Consider the following 18,082-nt stretch of genomic DNA (forward strand, 5'->3'; position numbering starts at 1 on the left):
CGCGCCCCCTGCGCACCACCCCGCGCCACCCGGCACCACCCCGGCCGCCCCCACCCGGGCCCGAGGCGCGGACCGACGCGCGGGCCCACGACACGCAGCAGCCGGTGCCGCTCCTGCGAGCGGCACCGGCTCCCTGCGTCCTGCGTCCTGCGTCCTGTGCCCTGTGCCTGCGCCCTTCCCGGTCAGCTCGCGCTGGGGGCGGGGGCGGCCGGGGTGGTGGCTCCGGCCGCCGGGGTGGTGGCGGGAGCGCCGGGCGCGGGAGTGGTGGCGGGAGCGCCTGCGCTGTCGGTCGCGCCGGGGGTCGGGGGCGGGGTCGCACCGGCAGGCGCCGGGCTGCCGGTCGCCCCGCCGGTCGCCCCGCCGGTCGCACCGGCACTCGCACCGGCACTCGCCCCGCCCGCCGGGGCGGAGGTCGGAGACGGCTTGCAGCCCTCCTGCTTGGCCATCGCGGCACCGAGTTCGCCGCGCTGCAGCTTGCCCTGCGCCTGGGTGGAGAGCGAGGCCAGCTGCTGCACCTGGTCGGCGACGCTGCGCAGCCCGTCGGCGAACTTCGCCTGGTCGTTGTTGGGCAGCCCGTCCAGCTTCTTCTGGACCTCCAGGTACCCGTCGGCCGCCTTCTTCAGCTCGTCGACGGTGTCCTTCTGCAGGGTCGCGCCGTCCTGGACCTTGGGGGCGCCGGCCGAGTCGATGGCGGCCGCGATGTCCTGGTTGGTCTTGGCCAGCCGTCCGATGTCCGTGGAGAGCCGCTTCTGCAGGTCGGCCGGGGCCTCGCCGGTCTTCACCTGGCCGGTGTCGGCGAGCGCGGCCTGCGCCTGGGCGATCGGGTCCTTGGCCGCGCCGCAGACGTTCGACGCCCAGGACTCCAGCTGCTTGCTGTTGTCGTCGCCGCCGCAGCCGACAGCGCCGAACGCGAGCAGCACGCCGAGGGCGGGTACGGCCAACAGTCGCTTGTTCACCGGGAGAAGCCTTTCGGTTTCGGTCGTCTTCGGTCGTCGAACCTACACGGCCGGTGTCCGCACTCCGGTTCCCGGTTCCCGCCCGGGATCTCCGCCCCGCTCCACGCCCCGGCCGCGGCTCAGGCCCGCTCGACCCGGATCGGGTCGCCCGGCCTGACGGTGCGCAGCACCTCGGCGTCCCCGTCCAGCGCGCCGAGGACGTTGCAGGGGCTCGCCAGCCGGCACTCACCGCCGCGCGAGATCGGCGTCGGCCCGTACGGCAGCGCGAGGCTGTCACCGTCGGTCCAGAAGGCGACCGTGCCCGGCTCCACGACCTGGCGGGCACCGTCCTCGCGCGGCACGCTCACGGGCGTGCCGAAGTAGACCTCCTCGCCCCAGGTGCTCGCCGAGGAGCTGATCGGCAGCTCGGCCCAGAGCGCCTCGGTGGTGGGGGTGGCCTCCAGCGTGGCGGTCGCCTGCCCGGCCGGCCACAGAATGCGAATCCGCATGGACTTCCTCTTCCGCGACGAGGTCCGATCAGCGATCGGACCCGGTCGTGCCGGAAGCAGGGAACCGCCGGGGGCAGCCGGGTGTCAACGCGCGCCCAAGGGCTGGACGCCGGGGCGCGCCGAAGCCGAGGCCCCGCTATGGCCGGGCGCTCGGGAAGAGGGTCGGCGAGTGGGAGCGGGCGCTCTCAGACCGCCACGGAGGCGACCGAAACCGGCCAACTCATCCGGATCACGCCACCGCCCGTGCCGTTGGTGACCTCCAGGTCCTCGACCAGGCCGGTGATCACGGCGAGGCCCAGGGTGTCCTCGTCCGGCTCCCCGCCCTCGGCGACGCCGGAGGACGGGACGGCGTCAGGGCCGGCCTCGTCCTCGACCTCGATGAGGAAACGCTTCTCCTGGTCGGTCAGCGCGACCCTCACCGTGCCGCCGATGCCACCGCGCCGGTGCAGGCCGACCGCTCGGGAGCACGCCTCACCGACCGCGAGCCGTACCTCGTCGAGCACCGACTCGTCGACCCCGGCCCGTCTGGCGACGGCCGCGGCGACCAACCGGGCCGTCCGCACGTGCTCGGGAAGCGCGCTGAATCGAAGTTCGACGGTTGCCATCTCTCCCCCTCGGGGTGCTCCGACCGGGGCCGGAGGTACGGCCCCTGCGGGCCGGATAGGACCGGCCCAGAGGCGGCCGGGACGCACCGGGCCGCGCGGGCCCGGGCACCTCGGACGCGATGAACGGGCGGGGCCGGCCACGAGGACCGGCCCGGCCACGTCAGTCGGTCGCGCTGACCGCCTCGTCCACCGAGGTGTGAATCGGGAAGACCTTGGTCAGGCCGGTGATGCGGAAGATCTTCAGGATGCGCTCCTGGTTGCAGACGAGGCGCAGCGAGCCCTCGTGAGCGCGCACCCGCTTCAGACCGCCCACCAGCACACCCAGGCCGGTCGAGTCGAGGAAGTCGACGCCTTCCATGTCGACGACGAGGTGGTACTTGCCGTCGTTGACGAGCTCGACCAGCTGCTCCCGCAGCTTCGGGGCGGTGTACACATCGATCTCGCCGCCAACCTCGACGACCGTGCGATCGCCGACTGAACGGGTCGACAGGGACAGGTCCACGGAACCTCCAGCACCTTGCCTTGCTACGTCATGTGCGATCCTCGGCCGGACGGCCGCCACCGCATGGTCGCGAGCCCGGGCGCGCCAAGCCATCGCGTGGCAAGCCTCAGCGCTGCGACCCACGGCCGTACGGCCGTCACGGCCACATTCAACCACCTGCGACCATGCCCGCACGATGGCTTACGACGATTCTCCGTCACGCCGGTGACACACTGGGTCCTCATGCCGCCCCGACACAGCCCGCCCGAGGCACTGCTCACGACCCTGGCCACCGGCCGGGGGCGGTCCGACCGGCTCACCCATACGGAGCACCTTCCCGCCCGACCTGCGCGTTATGCGCCGTGGCCCGAGTCGATCCGTCCGGAGATCGTGGCCTCTGCGCTCGCCATCGGAGTGGAGCAGCCCTGGGCGCACCAGGCGGAAGCGATGAACCTGGCCAAAAGCGGTCAGACTGTGGTGATCGCCACAGGCACCGCCTCGGGCAAGTCGCTGGGCTATCTGGCCCCGGTTCTCAGCGACCTGCTGGACGGCACCGAGGCCCGCAACGGCCGCGGCGCCACCGCGCTCTACCTGGCGCCGACCAAGGCGCTCGCCGCCGACCAGCGCCGCCGGGCCACCGAACTCGCCCCGCCGAGGGTCCGTGCCGCCCTGTACGACGGCGACACCCCGCCAGAGGAGCGCGAGTGGGTCCGCCAGTACGCCTCCTACGTGCTCACCAACCCGGACATGCTGCACCGGGGCATCCTGCCCGGCCATGCCCGCTGGGCCTCCTTCCTCAAGGCACTGCGCTACGTGGTCGTCGACGAGTGCCACAGCTACCGGGGTGTGTTCGGCTCGCACGTCGCCCAGGTGCTGCGCCGACTGCGCCGCATCTGCGCCCGCTACGGTTCGTCACCCGCCTTCCTGCTGGCCTCCGCCACCACCGCCGACCCGGCCGCCACCGCCCGGCGCCTCACCGGCCTGCCCGCGGTGGCCGTCACCGAGGACGCCTCACCACGCGGGCCGATGGTCTTCGGCCTCTGGGAGCCGCCGCTGACCGAGAACGTCGGCGAGCACGGCGCACCCGTGCGCCGCACCGCCACCGCCGAGGCGGCGCACCTGCTCACCGACCTCGTCGAGCGGGAGACCCGCACCGTCGTCTTCGTCCGCTCCCGGCGGGCGGCCGAACTCGTCGCCCTGCAGACCCAGGACCAGCTCGGCCGACCGCTCGCCGACCGGGTGGCCGCCTACCGCGGCGGCTACCTGGCCGACGAGCGCAGGGCCCTGGAACGCGCCCTGCACACCGGCCGACTGCTCGGTCTCGCCTCCACCTCCGCCCTCGAACTCGGCGTCGACATCTCCGGCCTCGACGCCGTCCTGATGGCCGGCTACCCCGGCACCCGGGCCTCGCTCTGGCAGCAGGCGGGCCGGGCGGGCCGCGAGGCCCAGGGCGCGCTGGCCATCCTGATCGCCCGGGACGACCCGCTGGACACCTACCTGGTGCACCACCCGGAGGCGCTGTTCGCGGCCCCCGTCGAGGCCACCGTGCTCGACCCCGACAACCCGCACGTGCTCGCCCCGCACCTGTGCGCGGCCGCCGCCGAACTCCCGCTCACCGACGCCGACCTGGACCTGTTCGGGCCCTCCACCGCACCGCTGCTGCCCGTCCTGGAACGGCGCGGCCTGCTGCGCCGGCGCGGCGACGGCTGGTACTGGACCCGCCGGGAGCGCGCGGCCGACGCCGTGGACCTGCGCGGCAGCGGTGGCAGCCCGGTGCAGATCGTCGAGGCCGACACCGGCCGGCTGCTCGGCACGGTGGACGCCGCCGCCTCGCACACCGCCGTCCACACCGGGGCCGTCCACCTCCACCAGGGCCGTACCTACCTGGTCCGGGAGCTCGACCTGGAGAACTCGGTCGCCCTGGTGGAACCGGCCGACCCGCCGTACACCACGGCCGCCCGCGACATCACCTCCATCTCCGTCCTCGGCACCGACACCACCGTGGAATGGGGCGAGGGCCGGCTCAACTTCGGTTCGGTGGAGGTGGTCAACCAGGTGGTCGGCTACCTCCGGAAGCGGATCTCCACCGGGGAGATCATGGGCGAGACCAAGCTCGACCTGCCGCCCCGGACGCTGCGCACCCGTGCGGTCTGGTGGACCGTCACCGAGGACCAGCTGCTCGACGCGGACATCCCGCTCGACCAGCTCCCCGGCGCCGCCCACGCCGCCGAGCACGCCTCGATCGGCCTGCTGCCGCTGTTCGCCACCTGCGACCGGTGGGACATCGGCGGTGTCTCCGTCCCGCTGCACCCGGACACCGGGCTGCCGACCGTGTTCGTCTACGACGGCCACCCGGGTGGGGCCGGCTTCGCCGAACGCGGCTTCCAGCGGGCGGTCGAGTGGCTGACGGCCACCCGCGCCGCGATCGCCTCCTGCGAGTGCGAGCGCGGCTGCCCGTCCTGCGTCCAGTCGCCCAAGTGCGGCAACGGGAACGAGCCGCTGGACAAGGCGGCCGCCGTCCGGATCCTCGACGTCCTGCTGGCCGGGGCGCCCGGGGCCCCGGTGGCGGAGACCGGGGCGGGCCCGGACGGTGGAGCCCAGGCCAGTGCAGCGCAGGCCAGTGCAGCACAGGACGGTGCAGCACAGGACGGTGGAGCGCCGGCAGGTGAAGCACAGGACGGTGGGGACCAGGCCGGTTCATGAGGCCGCCGCCGCACCGCTCGGGGCGCCGCCGAGGCCGTCCTCGGCGGCGGTGACCGGGGCCCGGACCGGTCCGGCCCGGGCCCTCGCCCGCGCCGGGCCGACCGACAGACGCGCCGGGAGCCCGCCGACCCTCACCTCGGCCACCACCTCGACGGCGTCCGCCGACCGGTCCACCGCGCAGGACACCAGGTCGGCGCCCTGGGCGTCGGCGATCCCGGCAGCCCGGGCACAGCCGCCGTCCGCGTCCAGCAGCAGCCGGTCCGCCGCGGCCAGCGCCGCGAGGTCGGCCGCCGACTCGGCCCGGTGCCGGGCGGCGACCACCGAGCCGACCGCGATCGTCGCGGCGAACACCGCCGTGCCCAGCATCGCCAGGGCCAGCAGCCAGACCGTCGCCGAGCCGGCGTCCGGCCCCCGACCGCCCGCCGCGGCCACCCGCGCCGCACGGGCCCGGGCCACCCACTCCGCGGCCGTCCTCGGCCCGGTCAGGCCGGCCATGCGCCACCGCCTCCTTCCGCGACTCCCACCAGCGCGTCCTCCCGGGCCGCCACGGCCTCCGCACCGACCCGTACCGTCAGCAGCCCGCCGAGGCTGCCCGGCGCCGCGCAGGGCGCCTCCACAGCGACCAGCACCGTGTCGGCTGCCGGCACCACCCGGACCCGCGCGCCCACCGGGGCCGCCGCGCGGGCGAGTTCGGCGGCGTCCGCCTCCCCGCGGGCGGCGGCTCTGGCACCGATCCGGGCCGCGTCCACGCAGCGGATCTGCGCGGCCGCCGCGAGTACGCCCCAGATCAGCATCGCCGCGAGCAGGACGAGCGCCGGCAGGACCACCGCCGTCTCCGCGGTGACGAAGCCCCCGTCGCCGCGTCGGCCCGGACGCCACGGCCACACCCTGCCGCCGCCGCGCGCCGCCCGATCACATTGCATGGAGCGCCCGTTGGAGCGTGTCGGTCAGCGCTCCCGTGATGGCCTCGCTGGTCACCACCTTGTAGAGCCCGGCCGCGAGGGCGCACGCGCCCAAGGTCCCGACCGCGTACTCGGCCGTGGTCATCCCGGCGTCCGACCGGCCCCGGCGCCGGGCCACTCCGCGCAACCGGCGGGCCGCCCAGCGGCTCCTCCGCCGCCACGCCCCGAGCAGCCGTCGGAGCGGGCGCCCGGCGCCGGGCCTGATCGCGATCACTGCGGTCATGGATCTCTCCTGTCTCTCGATCGTCTCGATGTCCGCGTCCTGGGTGTCCGCGTCTCGATGTCCGTGTCTCGGCGTCCGTGTCTCGGCGTCCGTGTCTCGGTGTCCGCGTTCCGGCCCCCGGTCACATCGCCCGTGCGAAGCCGCTGGTGAGGCCGACGACGACCGGCACCACGCCGATCAGCACGAAGGCCGGGAGGAAGCAGAGCCCCAGCGGCGCGGTGGCGAGCACCGCGGCTCTGCGGACCCTGGCGTGGGCCGCGCGGGCGGCCGCCGTCCGCTGCCCCCGGGCCAGCTCGATCAGCGGCCCGGCGGCGGGGGCTCCGCCGACGCTCGTCCGCACCAGGCAGCGCGCCAGCGGTGCGAGCGCCGGATGGTGCTCGCCCAGCCGGTTCCAGCACAGCTCCGGCGGTGCGCCGAGGGCCAGTTCGGCCCCGATCGCCACCAGCCGGGGCCCCATCGGCGCGTCCACGCTGCGCCCGACCGCCGACACGGCCTCGGAGGGCAGCGCCGCCGAACCGAGGCAGGCCGCCAACAGCTCGGCGCTCAACGGGAGTTGTCTGGTGAGCAGCTCCTCCTCACGCGCCGCCCGGCGGTCCTGCGGGGTCCGCGCCCGCACCAGCCACCGGTGGGCCCACGCCGCCACCAACGCCCCGACGACCAGCCCGGCGCCGCCACCGACCAGCAGGGCCGTCGCGAGCCCGGCCCCGGCGGCCAGGGCCGCCGGCCGCCTACGGCCGAGGTCAGGCACCGCCGGCCCGGCCCGCTTCCGCTCCTCTGTTCGCCCACCGGCCCCGGCGAACGCCCGCCGCCGCCTCGCCCGGCCGCGCACCAACGCCGGCACCCGCACCGCGACGGCTGCCAGGACCGGGAGCACGGCCGCCGCCCCAAGGAGTCCCCGCATCACCGCGCCACCGCCCTCGCCCCGAACGCCCTCGCCCGCACCCGCACCCGCGAGAGCCCGCTGCCCGGCTCTCCGCCCCGCAGCGCGGGCACCGCACCGCCCAGCGCCCGACGGCGCTCGGCACGGGCTCCAGGGGCCTCCAGCGCGCCCCGGGCCGCCGACCGTACGATCCGTGCCGTCCAGAGCACCCCCAGCCCTTCCAGGGCCGCTCCCGCCGCGAGGCAGCCCAGCCCGACGGCCGTGTGCAGCAGGACGTCCAGCGGGTGGGCCCCGAGCGCGGCACCGAGGAGCAGCCCGGCGGACGGCAGCGCGGCCAGGACGGCGATCGTCGCCCGCGGCCCGGCCAACTCGCCGGCGATCTCCTCCGCCAGCGCCCGCTCCCCGCGCAGCGCCTCGGCGACCCGGTCCAGCGCGGCGGCGAGCCCCGCCCCGCTGTCGGCGGCGATCCGCCAGCAGGCCGCGATGGCCGCCGCCCCGCTCCCGCCCGGCAGTTCGGCCAGCAGGTGGAACGCGGCCGGCACGTCCCCGCCGTAGCGGCCCGCCGCGAGCCGCGCCACCGGCTCCTCGCCGAGCCTGCGCAGCCCGTCCCGGTCGGCGGCCAGCCTCGCCGTGACCAGGTGCAACGCCTGCTCCGGCGTCGCCCCGCTGCGCAACTCCCCGGCCAGCCCGGCGCAGAGCTCCACCACGGCGGCAGCCCGGCGCTCGGCCTCCACTGCCCGGCGCCGCCGCAGTCGCCACCTGCGCAGCGGCGGGACGGCCAGGGCCGCCGCGAGTGCCGGCACCGGCGAGGCGGTGGCCTGCCCGGCCACCAACCCCACGGGCAGAAGCAGCAGTTCGGGCACCAGGACCTCCGACAGCCGGCCCCGGCCCCACCTCACCGGCTCCGGGCCGGGCCCCCGGAGAGGGGGCCCGACGCCCGCGAGCACCAGCCTGGAGCGCCACCCTCCCGGCAACCGTTCCTGCACCGCGCGCCACCCGGCGACAGCCGCCAGGCACAGCGCCAGCGCCCAGCAGAACGCGAACTGACTCTGCGTCACGCTATCGACCTCCGTTGCCATCCGTCATCGGTCCTTCCTGCGCCAGGCGCCGAGCAGCGCCAGCGCACCCGTGGCACACCCGCCGAGCAGCAGGACGAAGGCGAGCTCCACCGCCCGCACCTCCGGGCCCACCGGCCCGGCCGCCAGCGCGGCCGTCAACACCGTCGCCGTCGTCACCGCCGTCACGGCCGCCACCACAGCCACGGCCGTCACGACGGCCCCGACCCGAGCGCCACGCCACGTGCCGCCAACAGCCCGACCAGCCGCTCCCAGCCCGCCCCGGGCACCAGGCCGCCCGACGGCGGGAAGGCCACCGCGGGCGTGGTCACCGCCAGCCCGTCGCCGTCCCCGGCGAGCGTGTGGATCTCCGCCACCCGGCGCCGCCCCGAGCCCGGATCCCGGACCAGGTGCACCACCACGTCGAGCGCGGCCCGCAGTTGGCTGTGCAGGGCCGGCCGGTCGAGGCCGGCGAGCGAGCCCAGGGCCTCCAGCCGGACCGGCACGTCCGCCGCCGTGTTGGCGTGGACGGTGCCGCAGCCGCCCTCGTGCCCGGTGTTCAACGCGGCCAGCAGGTCCGACACTTCGGCCCCGCGGACCTCCCCGATCACCAGCCGGTCCGGACGCATCCGCAGCGCCTGGCGGACGAGGTCCCGGAGGGTGAACTCGCCCAGGCCCTCCTGGTTGGGTGGACGGCTCTGCAGCCGCACCACGTGCGGATGGGCCGGCCGCAGCTCGGCGGAGTCCTCGGCGACCACGATCCGCTCGTCCGACCCGACCAGGCCGAGCAGCGCCGCGAGCAGCGTGGTCTTGCCCGAGCCCGTCCCACCCGAGACGAGCAGCGACAGCCGCGCTCGCACGATGCCGGCCAGCAGGTCGGCACCCTCCGGCGGCAGCGCCCCGCCCGCCACCAACTCGTCGAGCGTGAACGGCCGGGGCCGCCAGACCCGCAGCGAGATGTGGGTGCAACCCGCCGCGATCGGCGGCAGCACGGCGTGCAGCCGGGTGCCGTCCGGCAGTCGGGCGTCCACCCAGGGGCGGGCGTCGTCCAACCGCCGCCCGGCCGCGGTGGCCAGCCGGTGGGCCAGCCGCCGCACCTCCTCGGCGTCGGCGAACCGGACTCCGGTGGCCCGGTGCAGGCCGCCGCCACGATCGACCCACACCTCCTCCGGACCGTTCACCAGGACGTCCGTGACGTCGGGCGCCGCCAACAGCCGGTCCAGCGGGCCCGCACCCACCAGTTCGGCGCGCAAGGAGCGCACGGTGTCCAGGACTTCGTCCCCGCCGAGCGGCGGGCGGTTGGCCCGCAGCGCCGCCGCGACCGAGCCCGCCGTCGGGGCCGCGCCCGACTCGGCCAGCCGCAACCGCACTGCGTCCACCAGGGCCGCCGACCGCTGTTCGCGGGCCGTCCGGCCGTACGGGCAGGGCCCGTGCCCGGCCTCCGGCGGCCCGCCGGGCGGCGGCACGCTCCTGAGCGGCCGGCGCTCCCGCGCACCGGCGCCCGGGCCGGGCTCGCCGCTCCGAAGGCCTGTTCTGCGCAGACGGACCATCAGTACACACCTCCTCCGACCGCCGGCACCGGCGGCAGCACCTCGTTCAGGAAGGTCGCGCTGAAGCGCGCGAGCGGGCCGCTCTCCCGGAGCCCGGGCGGGACGCCCTTCTCGACGTCCTGGGCCAGGCCCGGCTCCGACTCCAGCTCCCCCACCAGCGGCAGTCGCAGCCCGCGGGCGATCCGATGGGCCGGGAGCCCGCCGGCCCGCACCGGCCGCACCACGGCCCGGACGTCCCCGAGCCTCATCCGGGCCGCCGCCGCGACCCGGTCCGCGGCGGCCACCGCGCGCAGCTCGGCCGGCACCACCAGCAGCGCCAGGTCGGACTGCTCCAGCGCCTGCCCGGCGGCCGCGTCCAGGTGGCGGGGCACGTCGACCACCACCAGCCCGCCACGGCGTCTGGAGGCGGCCAGCACGCTGCGCATGGCCTCCGGCGGCACCGTCAGGGTGTCGCCGCGGTCCCAGGAGAGGCAGGACAGCGCGGAGAGCTTTCCGAGCGCCGGCAGCGCCCGGGCCAGCTCGGTCCCGCTGACCCGCCCGCGCGAGCCGGCCAGGTCGGGCCAGCGCAGCCCCCGGGCCGTCTCGCCGCCGAGCAGGACGTCGAGGCCGCCGCCCAGCGGATCGCCGTCGATGAGCATGGTCCGCCGGCCCGCCCGGGCGGCCGTGACCGCCAGGGCGCAGGCCAGCGTCGAGGCCCCGGCCCCACCCCGGCCGCCGAGCACCGCGACCGTGACCGCCGGTGGGCCGTCGCCCTCGGCCGCGTCGGCGATCCGGTCGAGCAGCCAGGCCTCCGCGTCGGGCAGGAACAGCACGTGTTCGGCGCCGAGTTGGACGGCCCTGACCCACACGCCCGGGTCGTCCAGGTCCAGCCCGAGCAGCAGCACCCCGCCGCGCCGGCCCAAGCCGGAGCAGTGGGCGGCCCGGTCGTCCCCGACCAGGACCAGCGAGGCCGCCTCCCAGAGCTCCCGCGTCGGCGGCGCGCCGCGGATCAGCCTCGGCTCGGTGCCCGCAGCCGCGCAGAGCCGCAGCAGGTGCTCGGCCAGGCCCTCGTCCTCGGTGACGACGAGCGGCCCGGTGGCCCCGGGGCCCTCGGCGGTGGCGTGGTCGGCGATCGGCGTCGACATGGTGTCTCCCCTCCGCGCCGCCGGCCACCAGGGCGGCCGGCGGCGCACGTCGGACGGTTCCGGCGGACGGTCGCCCGGCAGACCTCCGAAGAGGAAGGGGATGAGGCCTTGCCCGGCGACCGCCGCCGACCATCACGGTGGGGGGAGATCCGGATTCCGTCATCCACGTTCCGATTGCCTGTGGATAACTCGTGGGTTGTGGATGAAAACGTTCACCCGGGCGGGGGGCTAATCGGCAAAGAATTGACGAAAGGAGGTCGCGGAGATGAACCGGCGACCCACCGCGGCACGTACGCCCGATCTACCGGCGGGCTCCCGACCGCCTTCCGGACGTCTCCTCCACCCCGGCGGAACGGCCGCGCACCGCCGATCGGAACCAGCCGTTCGCTCCGCGACGACCCTGAGCAAACGGCAACGCAGAGTGACGAAAGGGAGTGGACGGGCCGGGCTGTCGACACCCCCTGTACACCGCGGGCGAGCCTCGCGCGGCATTCGCCGCCGAGGGCCTTCAAGCCCTGAAAATGGCCCCGGACGTGCGACGACCCCCGCCGGGGGGGAGAGCGGGGGTCGTCTATCCACAGCCCGACTCGGGGGGGAGGAGCCGGACCGGGTTAGCACGGTCGCGAACGATCCGTGACTTCCATGGTGTACCCGAGCGGCCAGAAACACAAACCCGCACGCCCGCGAGTACGCCGAATGGCGGGGTGTTTTCCGGCTCCCTCTATCCTCGGTTCCCGTGGACACCACCGAGAACGCCGACGACCACGCCGACGAGTCCCCGGGCGACACCACCGGGCCCGAAGAGCTCCGCGCACCCGCCCGCGCCCGGTCGGGCGGGCTGCGCACGGCGGCCTTCTTCGACCTCGACAAGACCATCATCGCGAAGTCGAGCGCACTGGCCTTCAGCCGCCCCTTCTACCAGGGCGGCCTGATCAACCGTCGGGCCGTACTGCGCAGTGCGTACGCCCAGTTCGTCTTCCTGGTCGGCGGCGCGGACCACGACCAGATGGAGAAGATGCGCGAGTACCTCTCCTCGCTCACCCGCGGCTGGAACGTCCAGCAGGTCCGCGAGATCGTCGCCGAGACCCTGCACAACCTGATCGACCCGATCATCTACGACGAGGCCGCCTCGTTGATCGAGCAGCACCACGCGGCCGGCCGGGACGTGGTGATCGTCAGCAGTTCCGGCTCCGAGGTGGTCGAGCCGATCGGCGCACTGCTCGGCGCGGACCACGTGATCGCCACCCGGCTCAAGGTCGAGGACGGCTGCTACACCGGCGAGATCGAGTACTACGCCTACGCCGAGAACAAGGCCGCCGCCATCCGGGAGTTGGCCGAGGTCGAGGGCTACGACCTGGCCGCCTCCTACGCCTACAGCGACTCCTCCACCGATCTGCCGCTGCTGGAGGCGGTCGGCCACCCGTCGGCCGTCAACCCCGACCGCGCGCTGCGGAAGGAGGCGCAGGCCCGGGAGTGGCCGGTGCTGGTCTTCGACAAGCCGGTGGAACTACGGCGGCGGCTGCCCGAGTTCTCCGCTCCGAGCGGCTCGGTGCTGACCGCGGTGGCGGTCGGGACGGCCGTCGTGACCGCAGGGGTGATCTGGTACCTCGCCCGCCGGCGGCGCCCCATCGCCTGAGCCTCCGCCCCTGGCCCGTCCCAAACCCGTTCTGGACAAAACGGGCAATCGGCACAGACTTCTCGTTTCGGGTTCCCCTTTCGCCCGAAACGCGATACAAATGAAGCACGGCCCGCGAGACCCGGTCAGGACCGAAGAGGTCAAACCGACAACGCAGTTCAGGCCCCACGGACCGCACGTACAGATATCCGGGCACCCACATGCAGCCGACCCGCTGTCGGGCCGCCGGACCAGACGAACGGGCAGGATCCCCGTCTGATCGGCACTTCCGGTGCATGCATGGTCACCCGGTATCTGCACCAGCGGCGGCACCCGGCAGGATCAGGTGCCGCCGCATCTCCGCGTTCAGGGCCCCTGCGCGGGGCCCTGAAGCGTGTTCGGCCCGGCCGCTCAGGCCATGCCGCGCTGCATCGCCTCGCAGACCGCCGTGCTCTCCCGCACGCCGAGCCGCAGCGCCCGGCCGCAGTGCGCGATCCAGGCCGCCATCCCCTCGGGAGTGCCCGCCAGGTAGCCCGCGAGGGCCCGGCGGTAGGTGTCGGTGCCGAGCTCCGCCAGGCCGACCTCGGCCGGGCAGATCGCCTTCGGGTCGAGTCCCTCGGCGATCAGCACGATCCGCTGGGCGGCCCGCGCGATCATCCCGTTGTACGCGCCGAACGGCCGCAGCGCGAGCAGTTCACCGTGCACCACCGAGGCCACGACGAGGGCCGGCGTGCCCACACCCTGGCCCTCCGCGCGCGCCACCAGCAGCCGGGAGAGCTGGTCGAGCCGGGCTGCGACCTCCTCCGCGCCCGGCGCGGGCGGCAGCACGGGCGGCGGCCCGTCCACGGCGTCGACCTCGACGCTCTCCACCGGCTCCAGCTCCAGCGGGAACAGCTCCTCGGCGCCCTCTCCGGCCCGGCGCGGCCGCCCGGCGGCAGGATCACCGTCGCCGACCGCGAGCAGGTGCAGCCGGGCCAGCACCTGGAGCGGCGAGTGCCCCCAGATGCTGAGCAGCTGGCCGGCCTCGGCGGCGACCCGCAGGCCCGCGCCGACGGTGCGGGCCTCGGTGTCCGCGCCGAAGTCGGTTCGGCGGCGGACCTCCTCCAGCGGCCAGTCGGCCCCGGCCAGGGCCGCGGAGGCGCGGGCGCCGCGCAGCGCGGACTCGGAGGTGACCTCGGCCGCGCGGCGGCGCATCACCCGGTGGCCGTAGAGCCGGTCGACGGCCTTGCGCACCTCGGCCACCGCGTCGGGCACCCCGGGGAGCTGGGCCAGCGGGGCGAGGGGATCTGTTCCAGTGCTCACCTACCCGAGAGTAATGAACGGGCCGCCCCTCCCGGAACAGCAACCCCGCATCACCCGTTAGAGGCAATCCTCACTTCCCTCCCCCGACAGAGCCCAAACCACGGCTAGCATGACCACTATCGGAGACGATAACTATTTCCAACTGGGGGCGCCCCGTCGTGTGCGGCCCCTGGGCAGGCGGCCCGGAGCGAGGGCCTGAGCGAGAGCCGGAGTCCCCAGATGAAGATCGCCTTCGTCGGCAAGGGCGGCAGCGGGAAGACCACGCTGTCCGCACTGTTCATCCGCCACCTGGCCGCCGCCGGCCGTCCGGTCATCGCCGTGGACGCCGACATCAACCAACACCTCGGCCCCGCACTCGGCCTGACGGATGCCCAGGCCGCCGAGCTGCCCTCACTCGGCGAGCACCTGCCGCAGATCAAGGAGTACCTGCGCGGCGGCAACCCGCTGATCCGCTCGGCCGAAGAGATGATCAAGACCACGCCGCCGGGCCGGGGTTCGCGGCTGCTGCGGATCGTCGAGGAGAACCCGGTCTACGCCGCCTGCGCCCGCCCGATCGCGCTGGACGAGGGCTCGGTCCGACTGCTGGCGACCGGCGCGTTCACCGAGGAGGACCTGGGGGTGGCCTGCTACCACTCCAAGGTCGGCGCGGTGGAGCTGCTGCTCAACCACCTGCTGGACGGCCCCGACGAGTACCTCGTCACCGACATGACGGCGGGCTCGGACTCCTTCGCCTCCGGCCTGTTCACCCGCTTCGACCTGACCTTCCTGGTGGCCGAGCCGACCCGCAAGGGCGTCTCCGTCTACCGCCAGTACCGGGACTACGCCCGCGACTTCGGCGTGCAGCTGCGGGTCATCGGCAACAAGGTGCAGGGCCCGGACGACCTGGCCTTCCTGCGCCGCGAGGTCGGCGACGACCTGCTCACCACCTTCGGCCAGTCGGACTGGGTGCGCCGCCTGGAGCAGGGCGCCGAGCCGCCGCTGAAGTCCCTGGAGCCGGCCAACCGCGCGGTGCTGGAGGGGCTGCGGGTCGAGTCCGAGGCGGCGTACGGACGGCGGGACGCGCGCCGCTACACCGAGCAGGCCGTGCTCTTCCACCGCCGCAACGCGGAGAGTTGGGCCAACGCCAAGGTTGGCATCGACCTGGCGACCCAGGTGGACGAGGACTTCGTGCTGGGCGAGTTCGCGGCGGACGGCGGGCGGCCGACCCCGGCGGGCGCCCGCGTCTGACCTCCGCTTCCGCGCCCGAACGGGCCGCGGCCCCCGCCACCCTGGGGAGGCCGCGGCCCGTTCGCCGTGTCCGGGCCCCGTTCGCATGCCGGCCGACCGACCGGCTGCCGCCCGGTCGGCCGGCCGGCAGCGGATACCGCACGGTTCGGCCACCACCCGATGGGGTGAATCAGGGGGTTTTCCGCTTCCCTCCCGTAACGACGCTGTGCAAAGCTTTCATTACCCTCGGTTTACCGACTCTTGGTCCACCGAGTCATGATGGTCCGTTCCGACGGCCCTCGGCGAGACATCCCGCACTCGCCCGGGCTCCTGGCGGGCCTGATGGTCAGCGCCGGCCGGTGACACCCGCACTCCCCCGCCGCGCCACGCCATCCCGCCACACCGTCGCGACCCACGACAGCCGATCCGCCCGGAGCCCCACCCCGGACTCACCGCCGGACCTGACTGCGTTCGTTCCCCCGGACAGACGGGAAGACAATGACCCTCGACATCTCCACTGCCCCCATCGCCTCCGACACCACCGACCACGCACCACCGGGCCCCGGCGCCCGGATCCGCTGGGCGCAGGACCTCTCCGCCTCGCTCGTGGTGTTCCTGATCGCCGTGCCGTTCTCCCTCGGCATCGCGCTGGCCACCGGCGCCCCGCTCACCGCAGGCCTGGCGGCCGCGGCCGTGGGCGGCATCGTGGTCGGATTGTCCGGCGGCACCTCGCTCATGGTCAGCGGCCCATCGGCGGCGCTGACCGTCATCACCGCCGGACTGATCGCCCAGTACGGCTGGCAGGCCACCTGCGCCGTCACCCTCGCCGCCGGCCTGCTCCAACTCCTGCTCGGTGTACGGAGGGTGGCACGGACGGCGCTCGCCGTCTCGCCCGCGATCGTGCACGGCATGCTGGCCGGGGTCGGGCTCACCATCGCCATCGCGCAGCTGCACGTCGTGCTGGGCGGTTCGCCACAGAGCTCCGCGATCGCCAACCTCCTGGCGCTGCCAGGGCAGTTGGCCGGTCCGCACCCGAGCGCGCTGCTGGTCGGCGCGGTGACCGTGGCCGTCCTGCTCGGCTGGCCACGGCTCGGCCGACTCCCCGGCCGCGCGGGCGAGTTGGGCGCCCGCGCGGCCAAGGTGCCAAGCCCGCTGGCCGCCGTCGCCCTGGCCACCGCCCTGGCGCTCGCCCTGGGCCTGCGGCTCGCCCACATCGAGCTGCCCGCCTGGCAGCCGCACGCGTTCGTGCCCGCCCTGCCGCACGGCCCGGTGCCCGGCCTGATCGCCGCCGTCCTCACCGTCACCGCCGTCGCCAGTGTGGAGTCACTGCTGTCCGCCGTCGCGATCGACCGGATGTCGCGGCGCACCGGCGACCTCGACCGCGAGCTGCGCGGCCAGGGCCTCGCCAACCTGGTGAGCGGCCTGGTCGGCGGGCTGCCGATCGCCGGCGGCGCCGTGCGCAGCACCGCCAACGTGCAGGCCGGCGCGCAGACCAGGTGGTCCTCGGTGCTGCACGGCGTCTGGGTGCTGGCCGCCGCGCTGGCGCTGACCGGCGGCCTGCGCCGGATCCCGCTGGCCGCGCTCGCCGCGCTGGTGCTGGTGGTCGGGCTGCAGATGGTGAGCTTCGCGCACATCCGCAACGTGCACCGGCACCGCGAGTTCCCCGTCTACCTGACCACCGTGGTCGCCGTGGTGGCCGCCGGGGTGCTCTGGGGCGTCGCGATCGGCGCCGGCACCGCCGTACTGCTCGCGCTCTACCGGCTGACCCGCGCCCATGTGGACGTCCGGACCGGGACGGACGGGTCGGTCACCGTCCAGACCCACGGCCCGCTCACCTTCACCGCCGTCCCCCGGCTCAGCCGGGCGCTGGCCGGCATCCCGGCCGGGGCCGAGGTCACCGTGGTCCACGACGGCTCCTTCCTGGACCACGCCGCGTACGAGACGCTGCACAGCTGGCGAGCGGGCCACCAGGACGCGGGCGGGCGGGTCTCGATGGTGACCAGGCGCCAGGACGACGAGGTGCTCGACCCCGACGGCACGGTGCGGGCGGGCAGTTCGCCCGGCCCGCACCGCTGCCGGGCCTGGACGCCCTGGGTCGGCCACCACTGCATCGACCAGCAGGAGGACCCGCACGGCCGGCTGCTGGACGGCGTCCGGGTGTTCCAGCTGCACACCGCCCCGCTGATCAGGCCCGAACTCGCCCGGCTGGCACGGGAGGGGCAGACGCCCTCGCAGCTCTTCCTGACCTGCGCGGACTCGCGGATGGTGACCAGCATGATCACCAACAGCGGCCCGGGCGACCTCTTCACCGTCCGCAACGTGGGGAACCTGGTGCCGGCCCCCTTCGAACCCGGCGCCGCCGACGATTCGGTGGCCGCCGCCGTGCAGTACGCGGTCGAGGTGCTGGAGGTGCGCTCGATCACGGTCTGCGGCCACTCCGGCTGCGGCGCGATGCAGGCCCTGCTGGACGGCGTGCACGAGCGCCCCGGGCCACCCACCCCGCTGGCCCGCTGGCTGCGCAACGGCCGCGGCTCGCTGGACCGGCTCCGGCGGGTGCCCGCCGAGTTCGCCGACCGTCCGGCGGCGGATCCGGTGGAGCAGCTCTGCATCACCAACGTGCTCCAGCAGTTGGACCAGCTGATGGCGAACCCTTCGGTGGAGCGCCGGGTCGAGGAGGGCACCCTGCGGCTGGTCGGGATGTACTTCGACTTCGCCACCGCCCAGGCCTACGTCCTGGACCGCGCCTCCGGGACGTTCAGTCCGGTGGAGGCCCGACCTGACGGCTCATCGGCCGAACGGGTGAGAAAGGACGGCCGGGTTCCGGCCGGCGACGGCGAGGAGGACCCGCTGCTGGCCGCCTGAAAGCCGGGCCCGTGTCCCCGCCGGGCGGGCCGGGGCACGGGCCCACCTGCCCTCGTACGATCCTCCGCTC

The 18,082-nt window shown here is 75.1% G+C and carries 17 protein-coding genes; 4 read left to right on the forward strand and 13 right to left on the reverse strand.

Annotation, left to right across the window (positions count from 1 at the left end):
- Nucleotides 1–182 precede the first annotated feature (182 nt).
- The 4 genes from OP86_RS24850 to bldG all read right to left on the reverse strand — a co-directional run bounded on the left by OP86_RS24850 (nucleotide 183) and on the right by bldG (nucleotide 2,551).
- Nucleotides 183–956, reverse strand: a complete 774-nt coding sequence (locus tag OP86_RS24850) for a hypothetical protein (RefSeq protein WP_051830546.1) — start codon at nucleotides 954–956, stop codon at nucleotides 183–185.
- Between the two features lie 119 nt (nucleotides 957–1,075).
- Nucleotides 1,076–1,444 carry a cyclophilin-like fold protein gene (locus OP86_RS24855; RefSeq protein WP_030062211.1) on the reverse strand — a complete coding sequence of 123 codons (369 nt, stop codon included), beginning with the start codon at nucleotides 1,442–1,444 and terminating at the stop codon, nucleotides 1,076–1,078.
- Nucleotides 1,445–1,629: 185 nt separating this feature from the next.
- Nucleotides 1,630–2,049, reverse strand: coding sequence for an ATP-binding protein (locus tag OP86_RS24860; RefSeq protein ID WP_030062212.1), 420 nt, complete (start codon nucleotides 2,047–2,049; stop codon nucleotides 1,630–1,632).
- A gap of 160 nt (nucleotides 2,050–2,209) precedes the next feature.
- The gene (gene bldG, locus OP86_RS24865) at nucleotides 2,210–2,551 is read right to left on the reverse strand and encodes an anti-sigma factor antagonist BldG (RefSeq protein ID WP_030062213.1); all 342 of its coding nucleotides are present in this window, start codon (nucleotides 2,549–2,551) and stop codon (nucleotides 2,210–2,212) included.
- Nucleotides 2,552–2,773: 222 nt separating this feature from the next.
- Here bldG and OP86_RS24870 point away from each other — a divergent pair, with 222 nt between their 5' ends.
- Complete coding sequence (locus OP86_RS24870) at nucleotides 2,774–5,233, forward strand: DEAD/DEAH box helicase (RefSeq protein WP_078589141.1); 2,460 nt, start codon at nucleotides 2,774–2,776, stop codon at nucleotides 5,231–5,233.
- Here the strand turns inward: OP86_RS24870 and OP86_RS33920 are convergent.
- The 8 genes from OP86_RS33920 to ssd form a co-directional block, all read right to left on the reverse strand.
- Nucleotides 5,228–5,728, reverse strand: a complete 501-nt coding sequence (locus OP86_RS33920; RefSeq protein ID WP_051830548.1) for an Rv3654c family TadE-like protein — start codon at nucleotides 5,726–5,728, stop codon at nucleotides 5,228–5,230. The genes OP86_RS24870 and OP86_RS33920 overlap by 6 nt on opposite strands.
- A complete protein-coding gene (locus OP86_RS24880) occupies nucleotides 5,716–6,156 on the reverse strand; it encodes a TadE family type IV pilus minor pilin (RefSeq protein ID WP_051830550.1) in 441 nt (146 codons plus the stop codon). Before OP86_RS24880 ends, OP86_RS33920 begins: the two co-directional genes overlap by 13 nt.
- Nucleotides 6,146–6,418 (reverse strand): DUF4244 domain-containing protein, encoded by a 273-nt coding sequence (locus tag OP86_RS24885; RefSeq protein WP_051830552.1) that lies wholly within the window; start codon nucleotides 6,416–6,418, stop codon nucleotides 6,146–6,148. The genes OP86_RS24880 and OP86_RS24885 overlap by 11 nt, the downstream gene beginning before the upstream one ends.
- Before the next feature lie 121 nt (nucleotides 6,419–6,539).
- Complete coding sequence (locus OP86_RS24890) at nucleotides 6,540–7,319, reverse strand: type II secretion system F family protein (protein ID WP_030259273.1); 780 nt, start codon at nucleotides 7,317–7,319, stop codon at nucleotides 6,540–6,542.
- A complete protein-coding gene (locus tag OP86_RS24895) occupies nucleotides 7,319–8,356 on the reverse strand; it encodes a type II secretion system F family protein (RefSeq protein ID WP_234435032.1) in 1,038 nt (345 codons plus the stop codon). Before OP86_RS24895 ends, OP86_RS24890 begins: the two co-directional genes overlap by 1 nt.
- Nucleotides 8,357–8,380: 24 nt before the next feature.
- On the reverse strand, nucleotides 8,381–8,569 hold the full coding sequence (locus OP86_RS24900) for a hypothetical protein (protein WP_030059992.1): 189 nt from the start codon (nucleotides 8,567–8,569) through the stop codon (nucleotides 8,381–8,383).
- Nucleotides 8,566–9,903: a TadA family conjugal transfer-associated ATPase gene (locus OP86_RS24905; RefSeq protein ID WP_078589139.1), complete on the reverse strand. Its 1,338-nt coding sequence runs from the start codon at nucleotides 9,901–9,903 to the stop codon at nucleotides 8,566–8,568. Before OP86_RS24905 ends, OP86_RS24900 begins: the two co-directional genes overlap by 4 nt.
- A complete protein-coding gene (ssd, locus tag OP86_RS24910; RefSeq protein WP_030259266.1) occupies nucleotides 9,903–11,027 on the reverse strand; it encodes a septum site-determining protein Ssd in 1,125 nt (374 codons plus the stop codon). Before ssd ends, OP86_RS24905 begins: the two co-directional genes overlap by 1 nt.
- A gap of 838 nt (nucleotides 11,028–11,865) precedes the next feature.
- On the opposite strand from ssd, the gene OP86_RS24915 reads away from it, so the two are divergent.
- Complete coding sequence (locus tag OP86_RS24915; protein WP_030259263.1) at nucleotides 11,866–12,663, forward strand: HAD family hydrolase; 798 nt, start codon at nucleotides 11,866–11,868, stop codon at nucleotides 12,661–12,663.
- A 390-nt stretch (nucleotides 12,664–13,053) separates the two neighbouring features.
- Here OP86_RS24915 and OP86_RS24920 read toward each other — a convergent pair whose 3' ends face one another.
- Nucleotides 13,054–13,944 carry a Fic family protein gene (locus OP86_RS24920; protein ID WP_030059997.1) on the reverse strand — a complete coding sequence of 297 codons (891 nt, stop codon included), beginning with the start codon at nucleotides 13,942–13,944 and terminating at the stop codon, nucleotides 13,054–13,056.
- A gap of 219 nt (nucleotides 13,945–14,163) precedes the next feature.
- Here OP86_RS24920 and OP86_RS24925 point away from each other — a divergent pair, with 219 nt between their 5' ends.
- Both OP86_RS24925 and OP86_RS33055 read left to right on the forward strand, forming a co-directional pair.
- Nucleotides 14,164–15,171 carry an ATP-binding protein gene (locus OP86_RS24925; RefSeq protein ID WP_030259259.1) on the forward strand — a complete coding sequence of 336 codons (1,008 nt, stop codon included), beginning with the start codon at nucleotides 14,164–14,166 and terminating at the stop codon, nucleotides 15,169–15,171.
- Nucleotides 15,172–15,648: 477 nt separating this feature from the next.
- A complete protein-coding gene (locus OP86_RS33055; protein WP_078589137.1) occupies nucleotides 15,649–18,012 on the forward strand; it encodes a SulP family inorganic anion transporter in 2,364 nt (787 codons plus the stop codon).
- The last annotated feature ends 70 nt before the right edge of the window (nucleotides 18,013–18,082 follow it).

Origin of the sequence: Streptomyces novaecaesareae (genome assembly GCF_000716875.1) — a bacterium.
Classification (GTDB): Bacteria; Actinomycetota; Actinomycetes; order Streptomycetales; family Streptomycetaceae; genus Kitasatospora; species Kitasatospora novaecaesareae.